Genomic DNA, 24,003 nt, shown 5'->3' with positions numbered 1-24,003 from the left:
TTAATGCGCTCCGTTGCCTCGATAGCTCAGTCGGTAGAGCAGAGGATTGAAAATCCTCGTGTCGGTGGTTCGATTCCGCCTCGAGGCACCATTACTTCTCTTTAGTAGTTAAAAATGGTGCAAGCAACGATAACAATTCCCCCTTAGTTCAGTCGGTAGAACGGCGGACTGTTAATCCGTATGTCGCAAGTTCAAGTCTTGCAGGGGGAGCCAAATTTAGTTATTAAGCAATAGCTTGATGACAAACAAGAATTCGTGTGCCGACTTAGCTCAGTAGGTAGAGCAACTGACTTGTAATCAGTAGGTCACCAGTTCGACTCCGGTAGTCGGCACCATTCTTTAGCAAGATTGCTTTTAGCAGATTTGCAAGAGTAACGCTTCGGCGTGACTTTTGCCTCGATAGCTCAGTCGGTAGAGCAGAGGATTGAAAATCCTCGTGTCGGTGGTTCGATTCCGCCTCGAGGCACCATACAATTCCCCCTTAGTTCAGTCGGTAGAACGGCGGACTGTTAATCCGTATGTCGCAAGTTCAAGTCTTGCAGGGGGAGCCAAATTTAGTTGTTAAGCAGTAGCTTGATGACAAACAAGAATTCGTGTGCCGACTTAGCTCAGTAGGTAGAGCAACTGACTTGTAATCAGTAGGTCACCAGTTCGACTCCGGTAGTCGGCACCATTCTTTAGCAAGACTGCTTTTAGCAGATTTGCAAAAGTAACGCCTCGGCGTGACTTTTGCCTCGATAGCTCAGTCGGTAGAGCAGAGGATTGAAAATCCTCGTGTCGGTGGTTCGATTCCGCCTCGAGGCACCATACAATTCCCCCTTAGTTCAGTTGGTAGAACGGCGGACTGTTAATCCGTATGTCGCAAGTTCAAGTCTTGCAGGGGGAGCCAAACAACTTTGAGTTGAAATTCAGCTTAAAGCAAAAAATTTAGTGTGCCGACTTAGCTCAGTAGGTAGAGCAACTGACTTGTAATCAGTAGGTCACCAGTTCGACTCCGGTAGTCGGCACCATTTTTTGAAAACCTCATCTTCGGATGAGGTTTTTTTTTACCAGTCAAAAATGACTCCCCTTTCGCGCTTCGTACATGTCTTTTCCATCAAATATTTGTTCAGCTAGCTATTATTGATATGATGAGCAATTACGCCATAACGTATTGAGCCATTGTGTGGTTTTCATTAACCATAACAATGACAAATAAAGGGGCTAGTGAGACTAAATGCCTCTGTGGTGATGAGTAATTCCAATAATAATTATGATGACTTAAAAAGCGAAACCAAGACGGTTAGCGCTAACATTAACTGGTTGTTCTATTTAACTCATGGCAAACATTAAACTTGCAGTAGATCGTTTGACTACTGGCTTATACGTCAAACTCCCTTTGCAATGGACCGATCACCCATTTCTGCTTAACCATTTCAAAATCAAAGATCAGCAGCAACTGCGCCTGATAAAAAACTTGAACCTCAAGTACGTCTATCTGATCCCAGAAAAGAGTGATAATCCCCCTCTTGAGCCTGATGCCAAACCTGAAGCCATTTCAGAACAAGAAAGTCAGTTTTTAGATAAGCAGGCAGAGAAACTGTGGAAAGAAAAGCAGCGTCGTATTGAGCATCTAAAAAATTACAAACTGCGTGTACAACGCTGTGAAAAAAACTTTTCACGCTCACTTGCGCAGTTACGCTCAATTGTCAGCAAAATAAAGAGCCGCCCTGTGACAGCCATCGACGAAGCCAATGACTTAGTCAGTACCATGGTGGATGCATTGATGGAGTCTGAAAACGTCGCCTTGCATTTGATGAATGACAAAAAAGAACATGAAGATATTTATTTTCATTCGCTCAATGTTGCCATTATTTCGATGATGCTTGCCAAAACAAATGGCATGTCAGCAGAAGCTATTAAGCATATTGCATTGGGTGCTCTCTTTCATGACATGGGCAAACTCAAAGTACCTACTGCGATTTTACGAAAAACAACGCCATTAACGCCGCCAGAAGAGAATTACCTGCGTTTGCATACCAAGTATAGCCTTGAGCTTGCAAACCTTGCTGATACCTTCCCAGAGGCTGCTAAACCTATCCTAGAGCAGCATCATGAGCTGATTGATGGTTCGGGTTACCCTAAAGGGCTGAAAGGCGATCAAATCACAGCCAATGCTCAATTAATCGCTTTGGTTAATGCTTATGATTCACTGTGCCACCCACAAGATGCCTCCAAAGCACGGATCCCTTACAGTGCATTGTCGTATTTATTCAAAAATAAAAAGGCCCAGTACAACAATGAATACATGGCGTTGCTGGTCAAACTGATGGGGGTATACCCACCTGGCAGTGTGGTGCAACTCTCCAACCAACAACTGGGGTTGGTGATTTCAGTCAATACCAATAGCTTACTCTTCCCGAATGTACTGCTTTACGATCCATCGGTGCCCTCCAATGAAGCCCCCATCATCGACTTAGAAGAGAGTGATTTAAAAATTGAACGTGCCATTGCGCCCGATAAATTGCCCGAACAAGTTTATGATTACTTAAACCCTAGGGTGCGGATATCGTTCTACTTTGATCCGAACGATTAATACCAATCGCTACTCGTTAAACAAAAAAACGGCTCATTGATTCTCTCAACGAGCCGTTTCATTTCAATGCCAATGCCTAGCAGTTGACTATCGTTTTACAGCGACTTACCAAGCAAACAGATCTTTAACCCAGCCCCCAGCGCCAGCTTCACAACGAGCCTTTAGCTGGCCTTTGTCGTCCCACACAGGTAGTGACTGCTCACCTTGGCAATCAAAGCCTAGCGTACCGTCAGGCTGACGGTGGTATTTCGCGGTCGACACCTTACTCGGCCATGCCAAACGCAAAGGTTCCGGTTGACGTGATTTCATATATTGGCTGTACATACGCAGCGCACCCGATGATCCCGTTAGATTGACAGGCTTATTGTCATCACGCCCCACCCAAATCGTCACGACCTCACGCCCATCAGCACCAACAAACCAACTATCGCGGTTTTTATCCGTCGTACCGGTTTTACCCGCCAATGCTGCCCAGCCAAACTGAGGTTGAAGGAAACGTGCCGTGCCTTGGCTGACCACATTCTTCATCCCATAAGTGGTTAACCAAGCCGCTTGTTGAGGGACAACCTGCCTCGCCTTCGGATAATTTTGATACAACAGGATACCTTGCAGATCCACCACCGAGCGTAGTGCGGTTAATTCAGCTCTGCGCCCACCACTGGTGATACTCTGAAACATCTGAGTCACTTCAAATGGGGTTAACGTAAACGACCCTAATAGAATCGACGGTAACTTTGGAATTTCGTTACGATCAACCCCCAGCTGCTCCATAGTCTTGATCACATCATTGAGGCCAACGGCCATACCAAGATTCACCGTAGGCACATTTAGCGACTTAGCTAACGCGTAATACAGCGGGACTTGCCCGCGGAATTTGCGGTCATAGTTACGTGGCTTCCAATTGTTGCCTTTGCTGCCCTTTAGCATGATAGGTTTATCATCTATGGTACTGGCTAAGGTAAAACGTTCTGGCTGGCGCAGTGCCGCTAAATAAACGGCGGGTTTCACTAAGGAACCAATTTGACGGCTTGCATCCAGTGCGCGGTTAAACCCAGCATAGCCGGGGCGGCTACCACCAATCATGGCACGTACTTCACCGCTGACACGATCAACCGCCACCATAGCAGTTTCAACCTTCACACCTGCTTTTTTGTTCAATTGCGGCACCATAGCACCGACCATTTTTTCCGCTTCTTGCTGCGACAATGGATCCAAGGTGCTGAAGACGCGTAAACCCACTCCAGGGGTAAACTTATCCCCAACTTTTTCTTTTAATTCACGCTGCAACTGCTGAAAATATGCAGGCTGACGTGTCGAGATCCTCGGTTTCGCTTGTACATCCAGCGAACGCGATGCTGCTAGCTCGTATTGCTTACCGTCTAAAATGCCATTGTCCATCATCAAGCGCAGCACAAGATCACGACGCTGACGAGCACGTTCAGGATTACGCCATGGATTGTAATACGACGGGCCTTTCACCAGCCCCACCAGCAAGGCCTGTTGATCGATTCTCAGCTCTTGCAGTGGACGGCCAAAGTACAAACGTGCACCTAAGGCAAAGCCGTGGACTTCTTTGCCACCATTTTGACCTAGGTAAATCTCATTTAAATAGGCCTCTAAGATCCGATCTTTGTTGTAGCGATAATCCAAGATCAATGCGATATAGGCCTCGCGCAACTTACGCCACAAGGTTTTCTCTTGGGATAGAAACAAGTTTTTAGCTAACTGCTGAGTCAAGGTGCTTCCGCCCTGTACAGTACGCCCTGCTTTTAGGTTGGCAAATAAGGCCCGCACAATCGCCAGTGGAGATACGCCATCGTGCTGATAGAAGTCACGATCTTCGGTCACCAACAAGGCATCGACTAAGACTTCTGGGATCTGTTCTCGCGGTAAGAACATCCGTTGCTCACGCCCTGTCGCCCCTATCATCCCTAGCATCTTAGGCTCGATGCGGATATAGCCTAGCTGGCGCTTAGACGCGACTTCGTGGATGCTCTTAAGGCTATTACCGTCGAAAGTCAGCATCACATGACGTTTACCTTCCATCCCGTTATCAAATTCAAACGGGCGACGGATCATTTCAATCCGTGTCGATGATGATGAATACTCACCCACACGCTGTGGCGAGCGCACTTTATGGTATTGCAGTAAGTCGAGCTCACGACGCACTTCATCAATCGTGATGGTTTGGCCCGGCTCAAGGTTTAGCACCCTGCCGTAGACAACCGCGGGTAAATTCCAGAGCTGACCGTCGAATTTATTTTGCACCACAGTATCAAGGTAGATCCCGACCATCAGCACCACAGCAAACACCACTATGGTGAGCTTAACGCCAAAGCCCAACAGCTTACGCCACCAGCTTGATTGCGCCTTACGTTTCTTGCGCGTCGTTTTTTTTCGCGGAGTACGCTTGCTAGTCGTCGCCTTTTTCGCAGGGGCTTTTTTCGCAGGCGCTTTACGTTTGGGGCCACTTCGAGGGGCTTGTGCAGCCTCACGAATCGGTAACTTCATCATGTTATTTCAACTTTGGTTTATGCCACGGGTTCGCACTCACACGCTGCTATTTATGGTGATATAAAAGAGAAAATAGCAGCCTTTCTTTTGGGTGTGCGAGTCTGTCTTGTACTTATGTATTGCAACTTGGTAGGCATCTTAGCCTAAACTTTACCGTCGCTTCACAAGTGTCGTTTCGTTTTTTTGGTCGGCTCATGGTTTGCAGGATCATCCGGCCAAGGATGTTTCGGATATCGCCCTTTCATTTCTTTTTTCACATCGTTGTATGAGCCTTGCCAAAAAGCTGCTAAGTCTTGAGTAATTTGCAACGGACGTTGCGCAGGCGACAATAACTCTAACACCACCGACACCTTGCCATTCGCTAACTGAGGCGAGTGCTTTTCACCAAACATCTCTTGTAACTTCACCGCAAGCACTGGCTGCTGACCCAACTGATAGCGGATCGGATAATGCGAGCCCGTCGGGACTTGGTAATGGGTTGGTAAGGCGATATCAAGAGCTTGAGCTTTATCCCAGCCTAATCGCGCCGTTAAAGCCTGAGCGACATCTAATTTCGCCAAGGCTTTCAATGTCTTCATGCCATCCATATAAGGCAGAAGCCAAGATTGTGCATCCGCTAACAAACTTGGCTCATCCATCGCAGGGAGTTCCAGTTCTGGTAACCACTGCGCTGCACAGCGAGCACGTACTAACAAACTTTCAGCCTTTGTATTCCAATTTAAAACACTCAACCCTTTACGGATCACGGCATTCAATAACGCTTCACTGGCTTTGGCGGTATCAGGCTCACCTTGGGATTGGCGTTTCAATATCAACTTCCCACAACACCAATGGGTTTCTGCGGTTAAACGCCCTTTCTTATCATCCCAATCCAGCCATTCACGCTCACAGAATAAATGAGGCAATAACGAATGTAAGTGATCACTGTCAGCAGACACGGCAGAAAATATACGGCTATCCCCCTGACGTGTTTTCACGACATCAACCACCACCAGCAAATCGCTATCGGCCAGTGGTTCATCCGGCGATAGCATCGCGCCTTGTCCATTCGATAATTGATAGCGACCATCTCCGCTGCGTGATAAAGCAATACGGTCAGGAAAACCCGCCGCTAACAAAGGCGCAAGCCAATCACGGCTCAGCTGCCAACGGGTCACTGTCTTACTATCAAGCTTGGCGTAATGCTGCTGTGCACGTTGCAAGTATTGCGATGCACGTGCCAGCTTACCGCTTTCTAATAAGCTCAATTGAAAGTGCAGATCTGGGTTCTGATGGCCACGCGGTGGCTCTTCCAACAATGCCACCAACATCGCAGCTGTGATCTTCGCCGTCGTATCATGCTGTTTGGCAAACGCTAATATTGCAGCATGGCGAGGGTCAGCCCCGAGTTGCTGGATCTGTATACCACGTTCGGTAAGTTGCAGCCTTTCATCAAACGCTCCGAGTTGTTGTAATAAAAGCTGCGATTGACGCAAATTAATTGTGGGTGGGGTATCGAGCCAATGAAGATCGGCGGCATCTTGGCAGCCCCATTGGGCAAGTTCCATTGCTAGTGCAGTTAAGTCAGCCCGTAAAATCTCGGGCTGAGGGGTCGCAGGTTGACGAGAGAGTGCTTCTTCACTGTACAAGCGTAAACACACCCCAGGCTCCAAGCGCCCCGCTCGTCCCGCGCGTTGTTCAGCTGACGACTGCGCGATCCTGACCTTTTCTAAGCGACTGATGCCTGTTTTGGGGTCCCAATGGGCAATGCGCTCTAAACCTGCGTCCACGACCAAGCGAACACCTTCGATGGTTAAACTGGTTTCAGCGATATTGGTAGCAAGCACAACTTTACGTTGGTCTTTTAAGGCAGGCTGAATGGCTTGCTGCTGCTGTTTAGGGTTAAGCTGACCGAAGAGTGGGCAGATAACCGTATCCATCGCTACTGAGTCAGTCAGGCGCTCTGCTAAGCGTTTAATCTCACCCGCACCAGGTAAAAACACCAACATCGACCCTGTTTCTTGTTGTAATAAACGCACAACGGCACGCTCAACACCCACCAACCAATCTCGATCATCGGTAATCGCTTGATAGCGGTATTCAACAGGAAAACAACGGCCGAGGGATTCGGTGTAACTCGCTTGCGGCAATAATTCAGTTAGCGCCTGCTCATCAAGTGTGGCCGACATCACCAGCAACTGTAAGTCATCACGCAAAGCTTCTTGTACTTCGAGCGCGAAAGCCAGCGCGGTATCAGCATGAATACTGCGCTCATGGAATTCATCAAAAATCAGTAAGCTGATACCATTCAGCTCTGGATCTTGTTGCAGCATGCGTGTCATGACCCCTTCGGTCACGATTTCTAGCCGTGTTGCCACACTGACCTTGGTTTCACCACGCACCCGTAAGCCAACCGTCTCTCCCACTTTTTCGCCTAGCTGCCCAGCTAAAAAGTTCGCAATATTGCGTGCTGCCAAACGGCGCGGCTCCAACATCACAATTTTGCCATCAACGGCGGCTTCTTTAAGCAGCATCAATGGCAAACGGGTTGATTTACCGGCCCCTGGTGGCGCTTTTAAGATCAATTGTGAATGCGTGGTCAACTGACGAAGAAGATCGGGAATAACGGCGTCGATAGGCAGCTGTGACAATGTAAAAACCTTGTGTCATGATTGAATTACGGGGCATGAGCCATCATTGTATGGCACCGACTACAGAGGTCAAATGCACAAACCAACTGAACGACTCTTTTTTGCACTCGGTATTGATCATACGCTTGTCGATCCCTTCGACTCGCCAAACAACGGCAGGAAAACGCCCTTCCACCGACTCTGTCACTTTAATCAAACGCTCCATCAGCACTGCTTTCCAACAGCCACCAGCGAAACCACCAATAACGCCTTAGATTTAGGCCGCTGCGTTCCAGAGGAAAACTTGCATGTCACCTTGGCTTTTCTGGGCAATATCACACCAGCGCAAAAAGCATTCTTACTCGCGCAAGCAAGCCAAATCACCATACCGGCTTTTTCGCTGAATTTTGATCATATCGGCTACTGGCCATCAAGCCGCATGTTGTGGCTAGGTACGCATCAGGCGTCCAACCACTTGCTAGATTTAGCACGCCAACTGCAACAAATAGCCAAAGCGGCAGGCGTCCATCAACTCGATAGGACGTATGTTCCTCACATTACCTTGCGTAAACAGGTTCCTCCTTCATCGCAAGTCATACTGGATCGTCAATACGAGCAAGGGATATTCTCTTTTCACTTTCAGCACTTTGGCCTGTATATTTCAGAACAGTTTCAAGCCAAGCAGTCTCAAACCGATCTTCAAGGATCAAACCACCCACCTCAGGTGCACTATCGCTGCTTGCATCAATGGCCATTACAAATAAAAAAGAGTAAACAGGACGCCGAATGAAATTTGCTCAACCGCTCCAATCTGCACTGCTGATCAAGCGCTACAAACGTTTTTTAGCCGATATAAAGTTGCCTGATGGTGAAATCCGTACTATCCATTGTGCCAACACTGGCGCAATGACAGGGTGTGCCGAACCGGGCAGTACTGTATGGTTTTCCACATCGGATAACCCCAAGCGAAAATACCCCAATAGTTGGGAACTGACCCACACACTGGCGGGCGATTGGATTTGTGTGAATACGGCACAAGCCAATAAGTTAGTCACCGAAGCTATAAATAAGGGTGCTATCACAGAATTACGCGGTTATTCATCACTTAAAACTGAAGTTAAGTATGGTAGTGAAAACAGCAGGATAGATATTCTCTTAGAGGATGATTCTAAACCAGCCTGCTATATTGAAGTAAAGAGCGTGACACTACTGGAAAATGGCCAAGGTTATTTCCCTGATGCTGTCACCACGCGTGGACAGAAACACCTAAGAGAATTGATGGAAGTCGCGCAGAGCGGGCAACGTGCCGTACTTTTTTTCGCTATTTTGCACTCAGGGATTGAAAATGTGGCAGCAGCACACCATATAGACCCGAACTATCATCAATTGATAAAAGAAGCAGAAAAGGCAGGCGTCGAAATCATCAGCTATAAAGCTAAGTTAAGCCAGCATGATATCGAATTGCATACTTGTATAGAATTTAGTCATCCGTAGTGAAAAATGATGCTTTCTTCACAATGGTATAAAATTGAATATATGCAGCAATTGCCACCAATACCCCTTTCTGCTATAGATACCGCCCAAAATTAACCAGTGACGGTTATTAGGTATATTAGGAGATGCTATATGCCAGAGAGCAACGTTAAAAAATCGCTAGGCATCCTGGCTATTGCTGGGGTTGAGCCATACCAGGAAAAAGCTGGTGAAGAATACATGGGTGAAGCGCAACTAAAGCACTTCACAGTCATTCTTGAAGCGTGGCGTAACCAACTTCGAGAAGAAGTTGATCGTACTGTGAACCATATGCAGGATGAAGCGGCTAACTTCCCGGATCCTGTTGACCGCGCAGCTCAAGAAGAAGAATTCAGCCTTGAACTTCGTAACCGTGACCGCGAACGTAAACTGATCAAAAAGATCGAGAAAACGCTTCAACGTATCGAAGATGATGATTTTGGTTTCTGTGATTCTTGCGGCATCGAGATTGGTATCCGCCGTCTTGAAGCTCGCCCAACAGCTGATCTTTGTATCGACTGTAAGACACTGGCAGAGATCAAAGAAAAACAGATGGCTGGCTAATACGTAACGTATTTCAATCACTGTGAAGAGGGAGCATTAGCTCCCTCTTTCATTTATAACCACTCAAACATTCAATACCGCTTATATCAATCTGAATAAGTATGTGATTGATTTTCTTTGCTTCTTCTTATCTCTGTATGAAGCTGCAAGGAAAATGATCAGATAGTTGTTCATTTAGATATAACTACTTTGGTAATACCAAGCAACGCATGATAAGTACAACACTAGGCTATGTAGGACGCTTTGCGCCCTCGCCATCAGGACCTTTGCATTTTGGCTCGCTCGTCGCTGCCCTTGGCAGCTATTTACAAGCAAAATCTCAGCAAGGGAAATGGTTAGTACGCGTGGAGGATCTTGATCCACCACGTGAAATGCCAGGTGCTGCTGATGATATTCTCCGTACCTTGGAAGCTTACGGCTTATACTGGGATGGTGGCATCATGTACCAAAGCCAGCGCCATGAAGCTTATCAAGCCCAGATTGACCAGTGGTTAAGCGAACATCACGCTTATTACTGTCAATGTACGCGTAAACAAATTAAGGCCGCTGGTGGTTTTTACCCTGGCACCTGTAGAGATTTGCAGTTATCAGCTCAAGGCTGTGCTGTTCGTTTAAAAGTCGATCAGCCTATTACCGAGTTCGATGATTTATTACATGGCCGTATCGAGATCCCACTCTCGCTGGCGCAAGAAGACTTTATTATCCACCGTCGCGATGGGCTCTTTGCTTACAACCTCGCGGTGGTGCTTGATGATATTGAGCAAGGTGTCACTGAAATTGTTCGCGGTGCCGATTTAATTGAACCGACAGGCCGTCAAATTGGCTTGTACCGTCAATTAAATCAGCCAGAAGTGCGCTATTTGCATTTACCACTGGCCGTTACCGAGAATGGCAACAAGCTGTCGAAACAAAATCATGCGCCCGCCATTGATAAACAACAGCCCAAGCCAACGTTACTGGCTGCGATGCGATTTTTAGCCATGACGCCCCCCGCAGAACTCAGCCAAGCAAGCCTAGCTGAAATTCTCGATTGGGGTGTCCAGAACTGGCAACATAATGCGTTGCCAAAATCGACCGCTATCACACTAGCATTCAAAAATGATGAGCTGTGATATATGATATGCGGCTGTTTGTTGAATCCGATGCACGAAAATGGGGTGTATTATCTTTAATCGAGTCGCCAGCTTTTGCCGTAAGGTATTGAATATTGAGAACAGTACTCGCACTACCGAGGACCTAACCTTGCAAATTATTCCACGCCAAGAGCACGGCATTTCACGTCGAGACATCAGCGAAAATGCGCTGAAAGTACTTTATCGCTTAAATAAGGCAGGCTTTGACGCTTATCTTGTTGGCGGTGGTGTACGTGATATTCTACTTGGCAAGCAACCCAAAGATTTCGATATCGCGACCAATGCGACACCTGAAGAGATCAAAGAGCTATTCCGTAACTGCCGCCTAATTGGTCGCCGTTTCCGCTTGGCACACATTCTCTTTGGCCGTGATGTTATTGAAGTGGCGACTTTCCGTGGCCACCACTCAGATGCAAAACCCGCCCCACAAACAGGCAATAAAAAGCAACAACCCGTTTCTGCTCAAAACCAGGAAGGGATGTTACTGCGCGATAATGTGTACGGTTCAATCGATGAAGATGCCGAGCGTCGTGACTTCACGGTCAATGCGCTTTACTACAACATTGATGATTACTCGATCAGCGATTACACCAAGGGTGTACAAGATCTTGAAGACCGTATCATTCGCTTAATTGGCGATCCTGAAACACGCTACCGTGAAGACCCAGTACGTATGCTACGTGCAGCACGCTTCGCAGCGAAATTGGATATGACCATTGAAGAGCGCACGGCAGCACCCATTAAAGAGCTGTCGACATTATTGCGTGATATTCCTGCGGCTCGTCTGTTTGAAGAAAGCTTGAAGCTTCTGCAATCAGGCCAAGGTTACGCAACTTACGAAATTCTGCGTGAATACAATCTATTCCAGCAACTGTTTCCTATCCAAAGTGAACATTTCACAGAAGATCGAAGCAGCGATACCGAGAAAATGATTGCATTCATCTTGAAGGCCACCGACAAGCGTATTGCTAAAGATATGCGTGTAAACCCAGCCTTCATGTATGCCGCTATGCTGTGGTATCCAATGACAACGCGCGCCGAAGAGATTGCCATCACCAGTGGCCTATCGTATTACGATGCCTTCATGGTAGCGGCGAACGACATCTTGGATGAGCAGGTAAAAACCATTGCGATTCCACGCCGTCACACGACGACAGTACGTGATATTTGGCAGCAGCAGCTTCGCTTTACGCGTCGCACTGGCAAGCGCGCATTCAAAGCCATGGAACATCCAAAATTCCGTGCGGCTTACGATTTCCTTGAGATGCGTAGCAACTTTGAAGGCGATGACGTGCGTGAATTGGCACAGTGGTGGAATGACTTCCAACACAGTGACAACATCAACCGTAATAAGATGGTGCAGCAAATTAACGATGGTAGCGGCAGCCGCCGTCCACGCCGCCGTAAGCCTCAGCAGCGTCGTCGTAAACCACAAGCTAAATCATCATGATCCGAGCTTACATTGCGATCGGCAGCAACCTCAGTGAGCCTGTTGCCCAAGCAAAAAGTGCGATTGAAATCTTAAAGCAGCAACCTGATATTCAGGTTGTTGCTACTTCATCGCTATACAGCAGCACCCCGATGGGGCCACAAAATCAACCCGATTACATCAATGCGGTTGTTGCTGTCGATACCACTTTATCACCATTAGCGCTACTCGATCGCACCCAAGCTATTGAGTTAGAGCATGGCCGTGTGCGCAAAGAAGAACGTTGGGGACCAAGAACCTTGGATCTTGACATCATCTTGTACGGTGATCTTATCCATCACTGTGAACGATTAACCGTTCCACACTATGGAATGAAAGTGCGTGAATTCGTACTTTATCCACTAGCTGAAATAGCCCCTGATTTGGTACTACCGGATTACACAGTATTACAGACTTTACTGAGTGACGTAGACCGTAATGGTTTGGCCATTTGGGCAGACTAACCCTCAGGGGAAAGAGGGAGAGATAATGAAAAAGGTAACAATTAACGACCTGATGAAATGGAAGCAAGAAGGTCGTAAGTTTGCATCTGTCACTGCGTATGATGCAAGTTTTGCTCAACTGTTTGAGCAACAAGAAATGCCTGTCATGCTTGTTGGTGACTCATTAGGCATGGTATTACAAGGCAAGCCCGATACGCTACCTGTCAGCGTTGCTGATATTGCTTACCACACTCGCTGTGTACGCGCTGGTAGCCCAAACTCACTGCTAATGGCTGATATGCCATTTATGAGTTATAGCACCCCAGAACAAGCTTGTGAGAGTGCAGCAGAGCTAATGCGTGCTGGCGCTAACATGGTCAAACTGGAAGGTGGCGCTTGGCTTGCCGAAACCGTCACGAAATTAACGGAACGCGCCGTTCCCGTTTGTGCTCACCTAGGTCTGACGCCACAGTCAGTCAACATTTTTGGTGGTTACAAAGTGCAAGGACGTGACTCCGACCACGCTGAGCAGATGGTAAAAGATGCTATTCTGCTGAAAAATGCGGGTGCTCAGATCATCTTACTTGAATGCGTACCAGCAAGCCTTGCCGAGCGTATAACCAAAGCGGTTGAAGTACCGGTTATTGGTATTGGTGCAGGTAACGTAACGGATGGTCAAATCTTGGTAATGCACGACATGTTCGGCATTTCCGCTAATTACATTCCGCGTTTCTCAAAGAACTATCTAACAGAAACCGGTGAAATGCGTGCAGCTGTAACCCGCTATATTGAAGAGGTTGCAGCAGGAACTTTCCCAGGTTCTGAGCATACTTTTGAGTAAGGAATAACAATGCAGACATTCGATGAGATTAGTCCAATTAGAGAGCAAGTACGTACATGGCGTCGTGAAGGGCGTCGTATTGCATTTGTTCCCACTATGGGCAATCTGCATGAAGGCCACCTGACTCTAGTTCGCAAAGCACGTGAACATGCTGATGTGGTTGTGGTAAGCATTTTTGTTAACCCAATGCAATTTGATAAAGCAGACGACCTTAACAACTACCCACGCACCTTAGATGAGGATCTCACTAAGCTGAATGGTGAAGGGGTTGATCTGGTTTTCACACCAACACCGGATGTTATGTACCCACAAGGCTTGGATCGCCAAACGTCTGTGGATGTACCTGGATTATCACAAATGCTTGAGGGCGCACTACGCCCAGGTCACTTCCGTGGCGTGTCAACCGTAGTGACTAAGCTCTTTAACATCGTACAACCTGACGTTGCTTGCTTTGGTGAAAAAGATTACCAACAGCTCGCATTGATCCGCCAAATGGTTGAAGACATGGCAATGGATATCGAAATCATTGGCGTGGCAACGGTACGTGAAATGGATGGCTTAGCCATGAGTTCTCGTAATGGTTACCTAACCGTTGACGAACGTCAGCGTGCGCCAGTCTTGGCTCGTACTATGCGTTGGATCAGCAGCCAAATGCGTGGCGGCCGCACCGATTACTCAGAGCTAGTCGTTGATGCGAATGATCAACTTCGTGCAGCAGGTCTTCAGCCTGATGAAAGCTATATCCGTGATGCAGCAACATTGCAGCCTGTTGGTGAAGATACCAAACAAGCGGTTATCTTGATGTCTGCACACTTAGGTAAAGCACGCCTGATCGATAACCAAGTGGTTGAGTTAACGCCAGCACCTGCTGCAACAGCACCAGAAGCCGCTGAATAACAGTTACTCAAGCCGTTAAAAAGCCCGCTTATCCTTGCCTTTACGAAGGTGGATAAGCGGGCTTTTTTATTGTGCGCTCTAAAGCGACAAACGCTCAACTAAGATCGCAGACCAATCCCGCGCGAAATTAGGTAGTATGCAAAACTGTATAAGCCAAGAATGAAAACGGCTAATACGGTAAATGAAGTACCTATACCCACATCAGAAACACCCAAAAAGCCGTAACGGAAGGCATTAACCATATAAACAATAGGGTTTAATTTTGATACCCCCTGCCAGAATTCAGGTAACAAGCTAATCGAATAAAACACCCCACCGAGATAGGTTAATGGCGTGAGGATAAAAGTCGGAATAATACTAATGTCATCAAAGGTACGGGCATACACCGCATTGATCAATCCGCCTAATGAAAACACGATTGAGGTCAACAATACGGTTGCGATAATCACCCCTAAATGCGCAATTTGCAGGTCCACAAAAAACAGAGAAACCATGGTAACAATGAAGCCAACCCCTAGCCCACGCAAGACACCGCCACCGACATACCCAGCAATAATGATGTAATTTGGTACGGGAGCAACGAGTAACTCTTCAATGTTATGCTGGAATTTAGCACTAAAAAACGACGAGGCAACATTCGAATACGAGTTGGTGATCACCGACATCATGATCAAGCCTGGCACTATGTATTCCATGTAACTAAAGCCATTCATTTCACCGATACGGCTGCCTATCAGGCTACCAAAAATGATGAAATACAACGTCATAGTGATTGCGGGTGGCACTAAGGTTTGTACCCAGATACGCGCAAAACGGTTAACTTCTTTACTGATCAAGCTTTTAAAAGCGATCCAATATTGGTATCTCATGATTGCGCTCCTTGAGTTTCACTTTGCGCCACGAGCGTGACAAAGAGCTCTTCTAAACGGTTGGCTTTATTGCGCATCGAAAGCACATCGATACCCTGCGCTGTTAGTTGAGTGAAGATACTGTTTAACCCCATTCCTTTTTGGATATCAATTTCTAAGGTATGGTTATCTGGCATTCGCCATTTGACCTCGCCCAATTCCGGCTTATTACCATTCAAGTTGACATCAAGGATAAAGGTTTCCACCTCAAGCTTACTCAGTAAGTCTTTCATGCTGGTATTTTCGACCAACTCACCATGATTAATAATGCCGATATTACGACACAGCATTTCCGCTTCTTCTAAATAGTGCGTCGTCAGAATAATCGTCACCCCTTCTTCATTGATCTTGCGAAGAAATGCCCACATAGAACGACGTAATTCAATATCGACCCCTGCGGTCGGCTCATCAAGGATCAATAACTTAGGTTCATGCACTAACGCACGCGCGATCATCAAACGACGCTTCATACCACCAGATAGGTTACGCGCACGTTCATGCCGCTTCTCCCATAGATCCAGTTGGGTTAAGTATTTTTTGGTGCGCTCTTTGGCGACATCACGCTCAACACCGTAGTAGCCAGCCTGATTAATAATGATCTGCTCAACCGTTTCAAACTGATTAAAGTTGAACTCTTGCGGCACTAAACCAAGGTGATTTTTTGCTTCCACCACCTCACGATCTAAATCATAGCCAAAGACTTTTACTTCCCCTGATGTCTTATTCACCAGGGAACTAATGATGCCTATCGTTGTCGATTTACCTGCACCATTGGGACCAAGCAAGGCAAAGAAATCGCCAGCTTCAACATTAAGGCTCATATTTTTCAATGCCTTAACGCCACCCTTGTAAGTTTTGTTTACATTTTTTATTTCTAAAGCGTTCATCTAATGCGCTCTTTGTGTTAAAAAATTACAACATTTGCTCGTCGAAGCAGCTGATAAAATTATAAATAAAAACTAACGGCTTTAGCTAACTACTCCGATTTGCTAACAGTCAAGTACGTGTATAGTAGGGAATGTATCAAAGAAGGCACAGTCATGGCAGATATTAAGCAATTATTCGCAAACAACCTCTCTTGGTCTGAAAATATCAAGGATGAAACTCCAGAATTTTTTACCCACTTAGCAAAAGCACAACACCCAGAATACCTTTGGATTGGCTGTTCTGATAGCCGTGTTCCTGCTGAGCGCCTTACCGGCCTCGATTCCGGTGAGCTGTTCGTTCACCGTAATGTGGCTAACCAAGTTATCCATACCGACTTAAATTGTCTTTCGGTAGTGCAATATGCAGTCGACGTACTGAAAGTCCGCCATATCATTATATGTGGCCACTACGGTTGTGGTGGTGTCACTGCTGCTATTGAGAACCCACAACTGGGCTTAATCAATAACTGGCTCCTACACATTCGTGATCTGTATTTAAAGCACCGCTCTGATATCGGCGCTTTGCCGCGAGAAGAACGTGACAATAAATTATGTGAGATCAACGTGGCTTCTCAGGTGTACAACCTTGGCAACTCCACCATTATGCAGCAAGCATGGGAGCGCGGCCAAAAAGTGAAGATCCACGGTTGGATCTACGGCATTAACAACGGTGTTCTCCGTGATTTAGGTATGACATCTACCAGCCGTGAATCATTAGAGGTCAACTACCAAGCGGCGATGTCCTCTATCCTGCCTGGGGTCGATCTGTAAACCACATAAAAATGGCACCACAGAAACAAAAAAAGCGACCTCAGGTCGCTTTTTTCACACTCGCTATCGGTTATTAACCTTCTAGCGGGATCACTTTACCGATGTACGGTAAGTGACGGTATTTTTGTGCATAATCAATACCCACGCCTACCACGAACTCATCTGGGATGGTAAAACCAAACCAATCTACGTTCACATGCACTTCACGGCGCTCTGGCTTGTCTAGCAGGGTACAAATACGGATCGAGTTAGGCTCGCGGATAGATAGGATTTCGCAAACTTTGCTTAAAGTGTTACCCGTATCGATAATATCTTCAACCAGTAAAACATCTTTACCTTTAATATCATCGTCTAAGTCTTTTAGGATGCGAACATCACGCGTACTTTCCATCGCATTGCCGTAACTAGAAGCAGTCATGAAATCAACTTCGTGTGGCAGCTCGATAGCACGTGCTAAATCAGCCATAAAAACAAATGAGCCACGTAGTAAGCCTACCATAACCAAATTGTCTGAATCTTTGTAGTGCTCGGTAATTTGCTTTCCTAGCTCTTTAACACGCGCCTGAACATCCTGCTCAGAAATCATCACTTCAACTGTATGCTTCATCTTTCTCTCCATCAGTACGACTGCAAGCAAAGCCGCCTGTAGGTAACCATCACAAAGGAGCGCATTGTACCACTCCTTCGACGCAAACGTTATTTTATCAATAGTGTCAATTATACGACACACTTAAGCCAAAACTCGTTTGAACCCGATTAGTTGCTCCTGTACAGTTATTGAACAATACAAATAAATATATTTTATAAATACTTAGGCTAGGGATTTAAGCTAATATGGATACAATTACTAAAAAAACGCGTACGCGTCTGTCGCCAGAAAAACGTAAACAACAGCTGCTCGATTATGCTCTAGATGTCTTCGCACGACGTGGTATTGGTCGTGCTGGTCATGCCGATATCGCAGAGATGGCTAACGTTTCTGTCGCGACCGTTTTTAATTACTTTCCAACCCGTGAAGCGCTAGTTGAAGAAGTGCTCTCACAAGTCGAAAACCAGTTTAATCAACTTCTGAACCAATGCTTAGGCGAGCCAAATAAGACCTTATCTGCGCGTCTAACCTGCATTTCACATAATCTTATCGATGCCGTTATTGATCAAAAAGATTGGATTAAAGTCTGGTTCGAATGGAGTACCTCTGTTCGTGACGATATTTGGCCACACTTCATTACAGGTAATAAGCAGAGCTTGAAGCAAATCACTGATATGTTTGCAGACGCTATCGAAAATGGTGAAATCACCGCAGAACGCGATCCTAAAGAATTGGGCGGCCTGTTGCATGGTATCTGCTATGTGCTTTATCTGCATACCAACCTGCACCCTGATCAAGCACAAATGCGCGAACAAGCAGATCAATACCTCAAAAATATTTACCACCAGGCATAACCAAGCGAATGGTAAATGACTACGAGCCTCATCCTATGTCTCGTATTAACATGCAAAAAGCCGATACTTAATCGTATCGGCTTCTTTTATATCTACACACATTAAAAGCGGTCAAGCTTTACGCTGTTGCTGCAAACAATACCGGCTCATGAGGCTCGACCATCACAGAGACTCTTTCCCCAACTTGCAGCAATAGATTTGAATTCACCACCAAACGGTGACCTTGCAGGTCCACCGTATAACGGCAACTATCCCCCATAAACTGCTGTTCAACGATCACGCTTTCACCACCTTCATCAGGCTTCACCTTCAGATTTTGCGGGCGTAATAGCCACTCAACGTTGCTTTCGTTGCAGTATGGATGGCTGGCCGCTAATGCCACCTCACCTAAAGGAGTCGCAAGACACCCCTGTTGTACTTTTGCTGGTAAATACGAACTGCTGCCTAAGAACTCGGCCACAAAACGACTACTCGGACGGTAATAAAGCTCAGTCGAGGTGCCAAACTGCTCAATCACACCGTTATTCATCACCGCCATACGATCCGCAAACGCAAAGGCTTCTTCACGACTATGAGTAACAAAGATCGCTGTTACCCCCTGCTTTTTAAAAATACGACGAATGTCTTTGATCAGGCCATGACGAACCTGTGTATCAATATTTGAAAACGGTTCATCCAACAAAATTAAATCCGGCTCACACGCCAATGCACGTGCAATTGCTACACGCTGCTGCTGGCCGCCAGAAAGCTGGTGTGGGTAACGCGCATCAAGCCCAGTTAAATGCACTAACTCCAGCATTTCACTGATCTTGTTTTCTGTGCGAGATTTATCCCAATCACGTAACCCAAAAGCAATGTTCTCTGCTACCGTCAAATGCGGAAATAACGCATAGTCTTGAAAAATCATCCCAATATTGCGTTTCTCAGGGGGGAGCCAAGTCGTGCTATCAGCAACCGTTCGCCCTTGAATATGCATGGTACCGCTATCCAAAGGCAACAAACCAGCAATCGCTTTTAGTAGTGTCGTTTTTCCACAACCACTCGCCCCTAGCAGGCATACAATCTCGTTTTGCTCTACTGGCAAGGATAAATTCTTCAAGACAGCCTGACCGTTGTAACGGCATGTCAGGTCTTGAACAGATAATGCATAACTCATCAGTGTTTTTGCTCCAAAGAACGGTTAACCATCACCAATGGGACCAAGCCAACTACCACCAATAAAATTGCCGGCAATGCCGCTAATTCAAGCTGCTCATCAGATGCAAAGTTAAAGACATAAGTGGCTAAAGTTTCGAAATTAAATGGGCGTAACAGTAAGGCGGCATTAAGCTCTTTCATCGATTCAATGAACACCAATAGCCCAGCAATCAAACAACCTCGACGAATAAGGGGTAAGTGCACACGGCGCAGCATAGCTGTTGAAGCAAAACCCATGGTTTTCGAGGCCATATCTAACGAAGGTGGAATTTTCGCTAGGCTACTTTCAACACTACCAATGGCAACAGCAGCAAACCGCACCACAAAAGCAAAAATAATCGCGACCATAGTGCCTGAGAATATGAGTCCTGGGCGGCCCAGCCCCCAATCACGGGCTAAATCGTTCACCATATGATCAGCTGATGTCAGTGGGATCATAACCCCAATCGCAAGAACCGTACCTGGTACGGCATACCCCAATGATGATAAACGCAATGGAATCGCTGTTTTTGAGCGGCCATCCAAGCGGCAGTAAAAGTTAACCACTAAGGCGACACAGACTGCGATCACCGCAGCCACAATCGACACAAATAAACTGTTAATGCTGTATTGTTGAAACTCCGTCGTCCAACTTTCCGCAAAGTAGTGAAATGCATAATAGCCAAGCTGAAGAATAGGAAAAATAAAGGCTAAACTCACCAATCCCCAACACCACATCATCGCCAGCCACTTTTTGGTACCGGTTAAGGTATAGCGAACATCATCACCATGTTCAAACTGCTGCTGGAACAGCTTTTGTTTACGACGGCTAAAGCGCTCAGCACTGATCAATAAAAAAATCACGACCAGCATAATGGCTGAAATCTTGGCTGCTGCATTTAAGTTGGAATATCCCAGCCAAGTGTCATACACCGCCGTGGTTAACGTATTCACCGCAAAGTAACTCACGGTCCCAAAATCACCCAAGGTTTCCATCGCGACCAACGACATGCCGACTGCTATCGAAGGGCGTGCTAACGGCAGTGAAATGCGACGAAAGCTTTCCCATGGCGAGCAACGTAGTAAGCGAGCGGACTGCAACAAGCTAACACTTTGCTCCATAAAGGCTGCACGAGCTAACAAATAAATATAAGGATAAAGCACTAAGGCAAGCACAAAACATGCTCCACCTAAGCTACGGATATCAGGAAACCAATAATCGTGAACAGACTGCCAGCCAAAGGAATCACGGAGGAAAATTTGAATAGGGCCAGCATAGTCAAACCAGTCGGTATAGATATAACCAACAATATAACCGGGCATGGCCAATGGCAGCACTAATAACCACTGCAACACCTTTTCCCCAGGTATACGGCACATTGCCATGATCCATGCCGAAGGCAGACCAAACAACAATGCCAGCAATAGCGTCCCTACCACCAGCCAAAAAGTATTAGCAGTGTAAGTCCCCATTACAGTATTTAGCAGGTGCGCAAACACATCGTCGCTTTCACCCATAGCGGTCACGAAGATCGCCAAAATAGGCAAAACCAGCAGCAGGGAAAGCCCCCAACTGCTGGTTCGCCAGAATATAAATTTATCTTTCATTGCCAACTACTTAGCACATCTCAATCAGACTGTTTAATTTACTAACGTATGATTCCTCATTCGTCTATGTAGCACGCTATCATAGCTGATTAGAAATAAACTTGGCGCAAAACAAAAATGGGGCCTTACGCCCCATTTATTGCATTGCAATTACAGATCAAACTTCACTTCATCAAGCAGTTTGATCGCTGCATTGTGGTATTCCGCCACTTTCTCTAATGAAAGTTTATCTGCATCGAAGTCACCCCATGATGCCACAAGCTCAGAACGCTTAACGCCTTCTTTTACTGGGTATTCGTAGTTCACTTCTGCATACATTTGCTGTGCTTTATCAGCCGTTAAGAATTCCATCAGCTTCTGTGCACTTTCTTTGTTTGGTGCATACTTCGCCATTGCCATACCACTCACGTTAACGTGTGTACCATTGGCTTTTTGACCTGGGAAGTTGATGTATACCGCTTCAGCCCACGACTTTTGTTTTTCATCGTTTACCATTTTACCTAGGTAGTAGCTGTTACCAATCGCGATATCACATAGACCTTCCTTAACCGCTTTCACTTGTGCACGGTCATTACCTTGTGGCTTACGAGCAAGGTTCGCTTTTACACCTTCTAGCCATTCTTTGGCTTCAGCTTCACCGTGGTGAGCGATCATTGAAGAGACTAAAGAAACATTGTAAGGGTGCTTACCTGAACGAGTACAAATTTTGCCTTTCCACTCAGGATCTGCAAGGTTCGCGTAATCAAAATCAGCAGGTAAACGACCAACACGATCACGAGATGAATACACGTTACGAGCACGCAATGTTAGCGCAAACCACTCATCGTCGTTATCACGGTATTGAGCAGGCACGTTACTTTCAATTACTTTGCTATCAACCGGTTGAACAAGATCTTTGTTCACCAACTCTACGAGACGACTAATGTCTGTTGTTAAGATAACGTCTGCAGGGCTGTATTCACCTTCTTGTTGCAGCTTTTCTGATAAGCCTTTCTTTGCAAACTTAACGTTAACTTTAATGCCCGTTTCTTTCGTAAATTCATTGAACATAGGCTCAACAAGGAAAGGTTGACGGTAAGAATATACATTCACTTCTTCAGCAGCAGTTGCCACTTGTGGTGCTGCCAAAGCACAGAAAATTGCCGAAGCTAACAGCTTTTTCATTCATTCATCCCTTTAACGCAAAGTAAAATGATAACAGTTATCAATGCGATTAATTATACTGCAACACTTCGGCAACACAACTCGGCTGAAACAATTAAACACAAAAAAAACGCTGCCTAATGGGCAGCGCTTTAAAAGATGTGAACTGAATATATGTTATTGGTTTCCTAGTTAGCCCACATTTTAGTCGTCTATTATTTAACGCTAACAAATTCTGGGTAAGCATCGACGCCACAATCATGGGTGTCCATACCTTCCAGCTCTTCTTCTTCGGTAACACGAATTCCCATCGTGGCTTTTAGTACTGCCCATACCGCTAAGCTCGCACCAAACACCCAACCAAAGATAACCACAGCACCTAACAACTGTGCACCAAATGTGGCATCGATATTATTAAAAGGCACCACCATCAAGCCAAAGAAGCCACACACACCGTGAACGGAAATTGCTCCTACTGGATCATCAATTTTAATTTTATCTAAGCCAATAATACTAAAGACAACCAATGCGCCAGCCGCAACACCAATGGCTACCGCTGCCAACGGCGATGGTGATAATGGGTCAGCAGTAATCGCCACTAGCCCAGCTAATGCGCCGTTAAGTACCATGGTTAAATCCGCTTTGCCCCACGTCGTTTTACACACAGCCAGTGCAGCAATAGCCCCCGCAGCTGCCGCAGCATTGGTATTTAAGAAGATTTGCCCTACCGCAGTCGCATTTTCAAAATCCGATACCATAAGTTGCGAGCCGCCATTAAAACCGAACCAACCAAACCATAAGATGAAAGTTCCCAAAGTCGCTAATGGCATGTTTGAACCAGGAATTGGGTAGACCTCACCGTTTTTACCGTACTTACCTTTACGCGCTCCGAGTAAGATAACCCCCGCAAGTGCTGCTGCCGCACCTGCCATGTGAACAATGCCTGAACCCGCAAAGTCACTGAAACCCGCTTCCGATAAGAAGCCGCCACCCCAAGTCCAATAACCTTCCATTGGGTAAATAAAGGCCGTCAAAATGATTGAGAAAATGAGGAACGACCATAATTTCATACGCTCAGCCACAGCACCCGATACCACTGACATCGCAGTTGCCACGAATACCACTTGGAAGAAGAAGTCGGATTCTAATGAGTGATCCGCGCCTTCTGCTTGACTGCCGATCAGCATCCCAATAGAAGGCAACCAGCCTCCTTCACCGTTATCGACATACATGATGTTATAACCAACAATTAAGTACATGGTACATGCGATAGCATACAAGCAAATATTCTTGGTTAAGATTTCTGTGGTATTTTTAGAGCGAACCAACCCCGCTTCTAACATGGCAAAACCTGCTGCCATCCACATCACTAATGCCCCTGACATTAGAAAGAAAAAAGTATCGAGCGCATAACGCAACTCAGTTACTGTGGTTGATAATTCCATGGTTCTATCCCCTAATCACCGTTAACC

20 protein-coding genes and 9 tRNA genes are annotated in these 24,003 nt (G+C 46.2%); 20 read left to right on the top strand and 9 right to left on the bottom strand.

Annotated elements, in window-relative coordinates; translation table 11 throughout:
• The first annotated feature begins 15 nt into the window (after positions 1 to 15).
• The 10 genes from OCU77_RS02335 (at position 16) to OCU77_RS02290 (ending at position 2,575) form a co-directional block, all read left to right on the top strand.
• Positions 16 to 91: transfer RNA gene (locus OCU77_RS02335), tRNA-Phe, on the top strand.
• A gap of 46 nt (positions 92 to 137) precedes the next feature.
• A tRNA-Asn gene (locus OCU77_RS02330) sits at positions 138 to 213 on the top strand.
• Between the two features lie 46 nt (positions 214 to 259).
• Positions 260 to 335 (top strand) — tRNA-Thr (locus OCU77_RS02325).
• Between the two features lie 58 nt (positions 336 to 393).
• Positions 394 to 469 (top strand) — tRNA-Phe (locus tag OCU77_RS02320).
• A gap of 6 nt (positions 470 to 475) precedes the next feature.
• A tRNA-Asn gene (locus OCU77_RS02315) sits at positions 476 to 551 on the top strand.
• A 46-nt stretch (positions 552 to 597) separates the two neighbouring features.
• Positions 598 to 673, top strand: a tRNA-Thr gene (locus OCU77_RS02310).
• A 58-nt stretch (positions 674 to 731) separates the two neighbouring features.
• Positions 732 to 807 (top strand) — tRNA-Phe (locus OCU77_RS02305).
• Between the two features lie 6 nt (positions 808 to 813).
• Positions 814 to 889, top strand: a tRNA-Asn gene (locus tag OCU77_RS02300).
• A gap of 45 nt (positions 890 to 934) precedes the next feature.
• Positions 935 to 1,010, top strand: a tRNA-Thr gene (locus OCU77_RS02295).
• 308 nt (positions 1,011 to 1,318) lie between these two features.
• The gene (locus OCU77_RS02290; protein WP_048899274.1) at positions 1,319 to 2,575 is read left to right on the top strand and encodes an HD-GYP domain-containing protein; all 1,257 of its coding nucleotides are present in this window, start codon (positions 1,319 to 1,321) and stop codon (positions 2,573 to 2,575) included.
• Positions 2,576 to 2,680: 105 nt separating this feature from the next.
• On the opposite strand, the gene mrcB is transcribed toward OCU77_RS02290, so the two are convergent.
• Positions 2,681 to 5,089: a penicillin-binding protein 1B gene (gene mrcB, locus OCU77_RS02285; RefSeq protein ID WP_048899273.1), complete on the bottom strand. Its 2,409-nt coding sequence runs from the start codon at positions 5,087 to 5,089 to the stop codon at positions 2,681 to 2,683.
• Between the two features lie 161 nt (positions 5,090 to 5,250).
• The gene (hrpB, locus tag OCU77_RS02280) at positions 5,251 to 7,719 is read right to left on the bottom strand and encodes an ATP-dependent helicase HrpB (RefSeq protein ID WP_048899272.1); all 2,469 of its coding nucleotides are present in this window, start codon (positions 7,717 to 7,719) and stop codon (positions 5,251 to 5,253) included.
• Positions 7,720 to 7,792: 73 nt separating this feature from the next.
• On the opposite strand from hrpB, the gene thpR reads away from it, so the two are divergent.
• The 8 genes from thpR (at position 7,793) to panC (ending at position 14,556) form a co-directional block, all read left to right on the top strand.
• Positions 7,793 to 8,488, top strand: coding sequence for an RNA 2',3'-cyclic phosphodiesterase (gene thpR / locus OCU77_RS02275; protein ID WP_048899271.1), 696 nt, complete (start codon positions 7,793 to 7,795; stop codon positions 8,486 to 8,488).
• Positions 8,485 to 9,192: a DNA/RNA nuclease SfsA gene (gene sfsA / locus OCU77_RS02270; protein ID WP_048899270.1), complete on the top strand. Its 708-nt coding sequence runs from the start codon at positions 8,485 to 8,487 to the stop codon at positions 9,190 to 9,192. Before thpR ends, sfsA begins: the two co-directional genes overlap by 4 nt.
• Before the next feature lie 132 nt (positions 9,193 to 9,324).
• Complete coding sequence (gene dksA / locus OCU77_RS02265) at positions 9,325 to 9,774, top strand: RNA polymerase-binding protein DksA (protein WP_048899269.1); 450 nt, start codon at positions 9,325 to 9,327, stop codon at positions 9,772 to 9,774.
• A gap of 209 nt (positions 9,775 to 9,983) precedes the next feature.
• Positions 9,984 to 10,886 (top strand): tRNA glutamyl-Q(34) synthetase GluQRS, encoded by a 903-nt coding sequence (gluQRS, locus tag OCU77_RS02260; protein WP_048899268.1) that lies wholly within the window; start codon positions 9,984 to 9,986, stop codon positions 10,884 to 10,886.
• Positions 10,887 to 10,974: 88 nt separating this feature from the next.
• Positions 10,975 to 12,357 carry a polynucleotide adenylyltransferase PcnB gene (gene pcnB / locus OCU77_RS02255; RefSeq protein ID WP_048899286.1) on the top strand — a complete coding sequence of 461 codons (1,383 nt, stop codon included), beginning with the start codon at positions 10,975 to 10,977 and terminating at the stop codon, positions 12,355 to 12,357.
• Positions 12,354 to 12,839, top strand: a complete 486-nt coding sequence (gene folK, locus OCU77_RS02250) for a 2-amino-4-hydroxy-6-hydroxymethyldihydropteridine diphosphokinase (protein ID WP_048899267.1) — start codon at positions 12,354 to 12,356, stop codon at positions 12,837 to 12,839. Before pcnB ends, folK begins: the two co-directional genes overlap by 4 nt.
• Before the next feature lie 25 nt (positions 12,840 to 12,864).
• On the top strand, positions 12,865 to 13,659 hold the full coding sequence (gene panB, locus OCU77_RS02245; RefSeq protein ID WP_048899266.1) for a 3-methyl-2-oxobutanoate hydroxymethyltransferase: 795 nt from the start codon (positions 12,865 to 12,867) through the stop codon (positions 13,657 to 13,659).
• Positions 13,660 to 13,668: 9 nt separating this feature from the next.
• Positions 13,669 to 14,556: a pantoate--beta-alanine ligase gene (gene panC, locus OCU77_RS02240; RefSeq protein ID WP_107302986.1), complete on the top strand. Its 888-nt coding sequence runs from the start codon at positions 13,669 to 13,671 to the stop codon at positions 14,554 to 14,556.
• A gap of 98 nt (positions 14,557 to 14,654) precedes the next feature.
• Here panC and OCU77_RS02235 read toward each other — a convergent pair whose 3' ends face one another.
• Together OCU77_RS02235 and OCU77_RS02230 are read right to left on the bottom strand one after the other, a co-directional pair.
• Positions 14,655 to 15,425, bottom strand: coding sequence for an ABC transporter permease (locus OCU77_RS02235; RefSeq protein WP_048899265.1), 771 nt, complete (start codon positions 15,423 to 15,425; stop codon positions 14,655 to 14,657).
• On the bottom strand, positions 15,422 to 16,351 hold the full coding sequence (locus OCU77_RS02230; protein ID WP_048899264.1) for an ABC transporter ATP-binding protein: 930 nt from the start codon (positions 16,349 to 16,351) through the stop codon (positions 15,422 to 15,424). The genes OCU77_RS02235 and OCU77_RS02230 overlap by 4 nt, the downstream gene beginning before the upstream one ends.
• Positions 16,352 to 16,504: 153 nt before the next feature.
• On the opposite strand from OCU77_RS02230, the gene can reads away from it, so the two are divergent.
• Positions 16,505 to 17,161: a carbonate dehydratase gene (gene can / locus OCU77_RS02225; RefSeq protein ID WP_048899263.1), complete on the top strand. Its 657-nt coding sequence runs from the start codon at positions 16,505 to 16,507 to the stop codon at positions 17,159 to 17,161.
• Between the two features lie 73 nt (positions 17,162 to 17,234).
• Here the strand turns inward: can and hpt are convergent, their stop codons facing one another.
• Positions 17,235 to 17,768, bottom strand: a complete 534-nt coding sequence (hpt, locus tag OCU77_RS02220) for a hypoxanthine phosphoribosyltransferase (protein WP_048899262.1) — start codon at positions 17,766 to 17,768, stop codon at positions 17,235 to 17,237.
• 227 nt (positions 17,769 to 17,995) lie between these two features.
• Between hpt and OCU77_RS02215 the strand changes: the two genes are divergently transcribed.
• Positions 17,996 to 18,604: a TetR/AcrR family transcriptional regulator gene (locus OCU77_RS02215; protein WP_048899261.1), complete on the top strand. Its 609-nt coding sequence runs from the start codon at positions 17,996 to 17,998 to the stop codon at positions 18,602 to 18,604.
• 118 nt (positions 18,605 to 18,722) lie between these two features.
• Here OCU77_RS02215 and OCU77_RS02210 read toward each other — a convergent pair whose 3' ends face one another.
• The 4 genes from OCU77_RS02210 to OCU77_RS02195 form a co-directional block, all read right to left on the bottom strand.
• Entirely contained in the window at positions 18,723 to 19,760 is a 1,038-nt protein-coding gene (locus tag OCU77_RS02210; protein ID WP_048899260.1) for an ABC transporter ATP-binding protein, read from the bottom strand.
• Entirely contained in the window at positions 19,760 to 21,388 is a 1,629-nt protein-coding gene (locus OCU77_RS02205; RefSeq protein ID WP_048899259.1) for an ABC transporter permease, read from the bottom strand. Before OCU77_RS02205 ends, OCU77_RS02210 begins: the two co-directional genes overlap by 1 nt.
• 150 nt (positions 21,389 to 21,538) lie before the next feature.
• Positions 21,539 to 22,552, bottom strand: a complete 1,014-nt coding sequence (locus OCU77_RS02200; protein WP_048899258.1) for a Fe(3+) ABC transporter substrate-binding protein — start codon at positions 22,550 to 22,552, stop codon at positions 21,539 to 21,541.
• Between the two features lie 194 nt (positions 22,553 to 22,746).
• Positions 22,747 to 23,976: an ammonium transporter gene (locus OCU77_RS02195; RefSeq protein WP_048899257.1), complete on the bottom strand. Its 1,230-nt coding sequence runs from the start codon at positions 23,974 to 23,976 to the stop codon at positions 22,747 to 22,749.
• Positions 23,977 to 24,003 lie beyond the last annotated feature (27 nt).

It is taken from the genome of Photobacterium swingsii, assembly GCF_024346715.1.
In the GTDB taxonomy this organism is placed as follows: domain Bacteria; phylum Pseudomonadota; class Gammaproteobacteria; order Enterobacterales; family Vibrionaceae; genus Photobacterium; species Photobacterium swingsii.
This window is presented reverse-complemented; position numbering and strand designations above follow the sequence as displayed.

Coding starts and splice junctions, on each gene's coding strand:
- sfsA (WP_048899270.1), top strand. CDS start 8,485: ATGAAATTTGCTCAACCGCTCCAATCTGCACTGCTGATCAAGCGCTAC.
- OCU77_RS02215 (WP_048899261.1), top strand. CDS start 17,996: ATGGATACAATTACTAAAAAAACGCGTACGCGTCTGTCGCCAGAAAAA.
- folK (WP_048899267.1), top strand. CDS start 12,354: ATGATCCGAGCTTACATTGCGATCGGCAGCAACCTCAGTGAGCCTGTT.
- OCU77_RS02205 (WP_048899259.1), bottom strand. CDS start 21,388: ATGAAAGATAAATTTATATTCTGGCGAACCAGCAGTTGGGGGCTTTCC.
- can (WP_048899263.1), top strand. CDS start 16,505: ATGGCAGATATTAAGCAATTATTCGCAAACAACCTCTCTTGGTCTGAA.
- gluQRS (WP_048899268.1), top strand. CDS start 9,984: ATGATAAGTACAACACTAGGCTATGTAGGACGCTTTGCGCCCTCGCCA.
- dksA (WP_048899269.1), top strand. CDS start 9,325: ATGCCAGAGAGCAACGTTAAAAAATCGCTAGGCATCCTGGCTATTGCT.
- OCU77_RS02235 (WP_048899265.1), bottom strand. CDS start 15,425: ATGAGATACCAATATTGGATCGCTTTTAAAAGCTTGATCAGTAAAGAA.
- thpR (WP_048899271.1), top strand. CDS start 7,793: ATGCACAAACCAACTGAACGACTCTTTTTTGCACTCGGTATTGATCAT.
- mrcB (WP_048899273.1), bottom strand. CDS start 5,089: ATGATGAAGTTACCGATTCGTGAGGCTGCACAAGCCCCTCGAAGTGGC.
- OCU77_RS02195 (WP_048899257.1), bottom strand. CDS start 23,976: ATGGAATTATCAACCACAGTAACTGAGTTGCGTTATGCGCTCGATACT.
- hpt (WP_048899262.1), bottom strand. CDS start 17,768: ATGAAGCATACAGTTGAAGTGATGATTTCTGAGCAGGATGTTCAGGCG.
- OCU77_RS02210 (WP_048899260.1), bottom strand. CDS start 19,760: ATGAGTTATGCATTATCTGTTCAAGACCTGACATGCCGTTACAACGGT.
- OCU77_RS02230 (WP_048899264.1), bottom strand. CDS start 16,351: ATGAACGCTTTAGAAATAAAAAATGTAAACAAAACTTACAAGGGTGGC.
- panB (WP_048899266.1), top strand. CDS start 12,865: ATGAAAAAGGTAACAATTAACGACCTGATGAAATGGAAGCAAGAAGGT.
- OCU77_RS02290 (WP_048899274.1), top strand. CDS start 1,319: ATGGCAAACATTAAACTTGCAGTAGATCGTTTGACTACTGGCTTATAC.
- OCU77_RS02200 (WP_048899258.1), bottom strand. CDS start 22,552: ATGAAAAAGCTGTTAGCTTCGGCAATTTTCTGTGCTTTGGCAGCACCA.
- panC (WP_107302986.1), top strand. CDS start 13,669: ATGCAGACATTCGATGAGATTAGTCCAATTAGAGAGCAAGTACGTACA.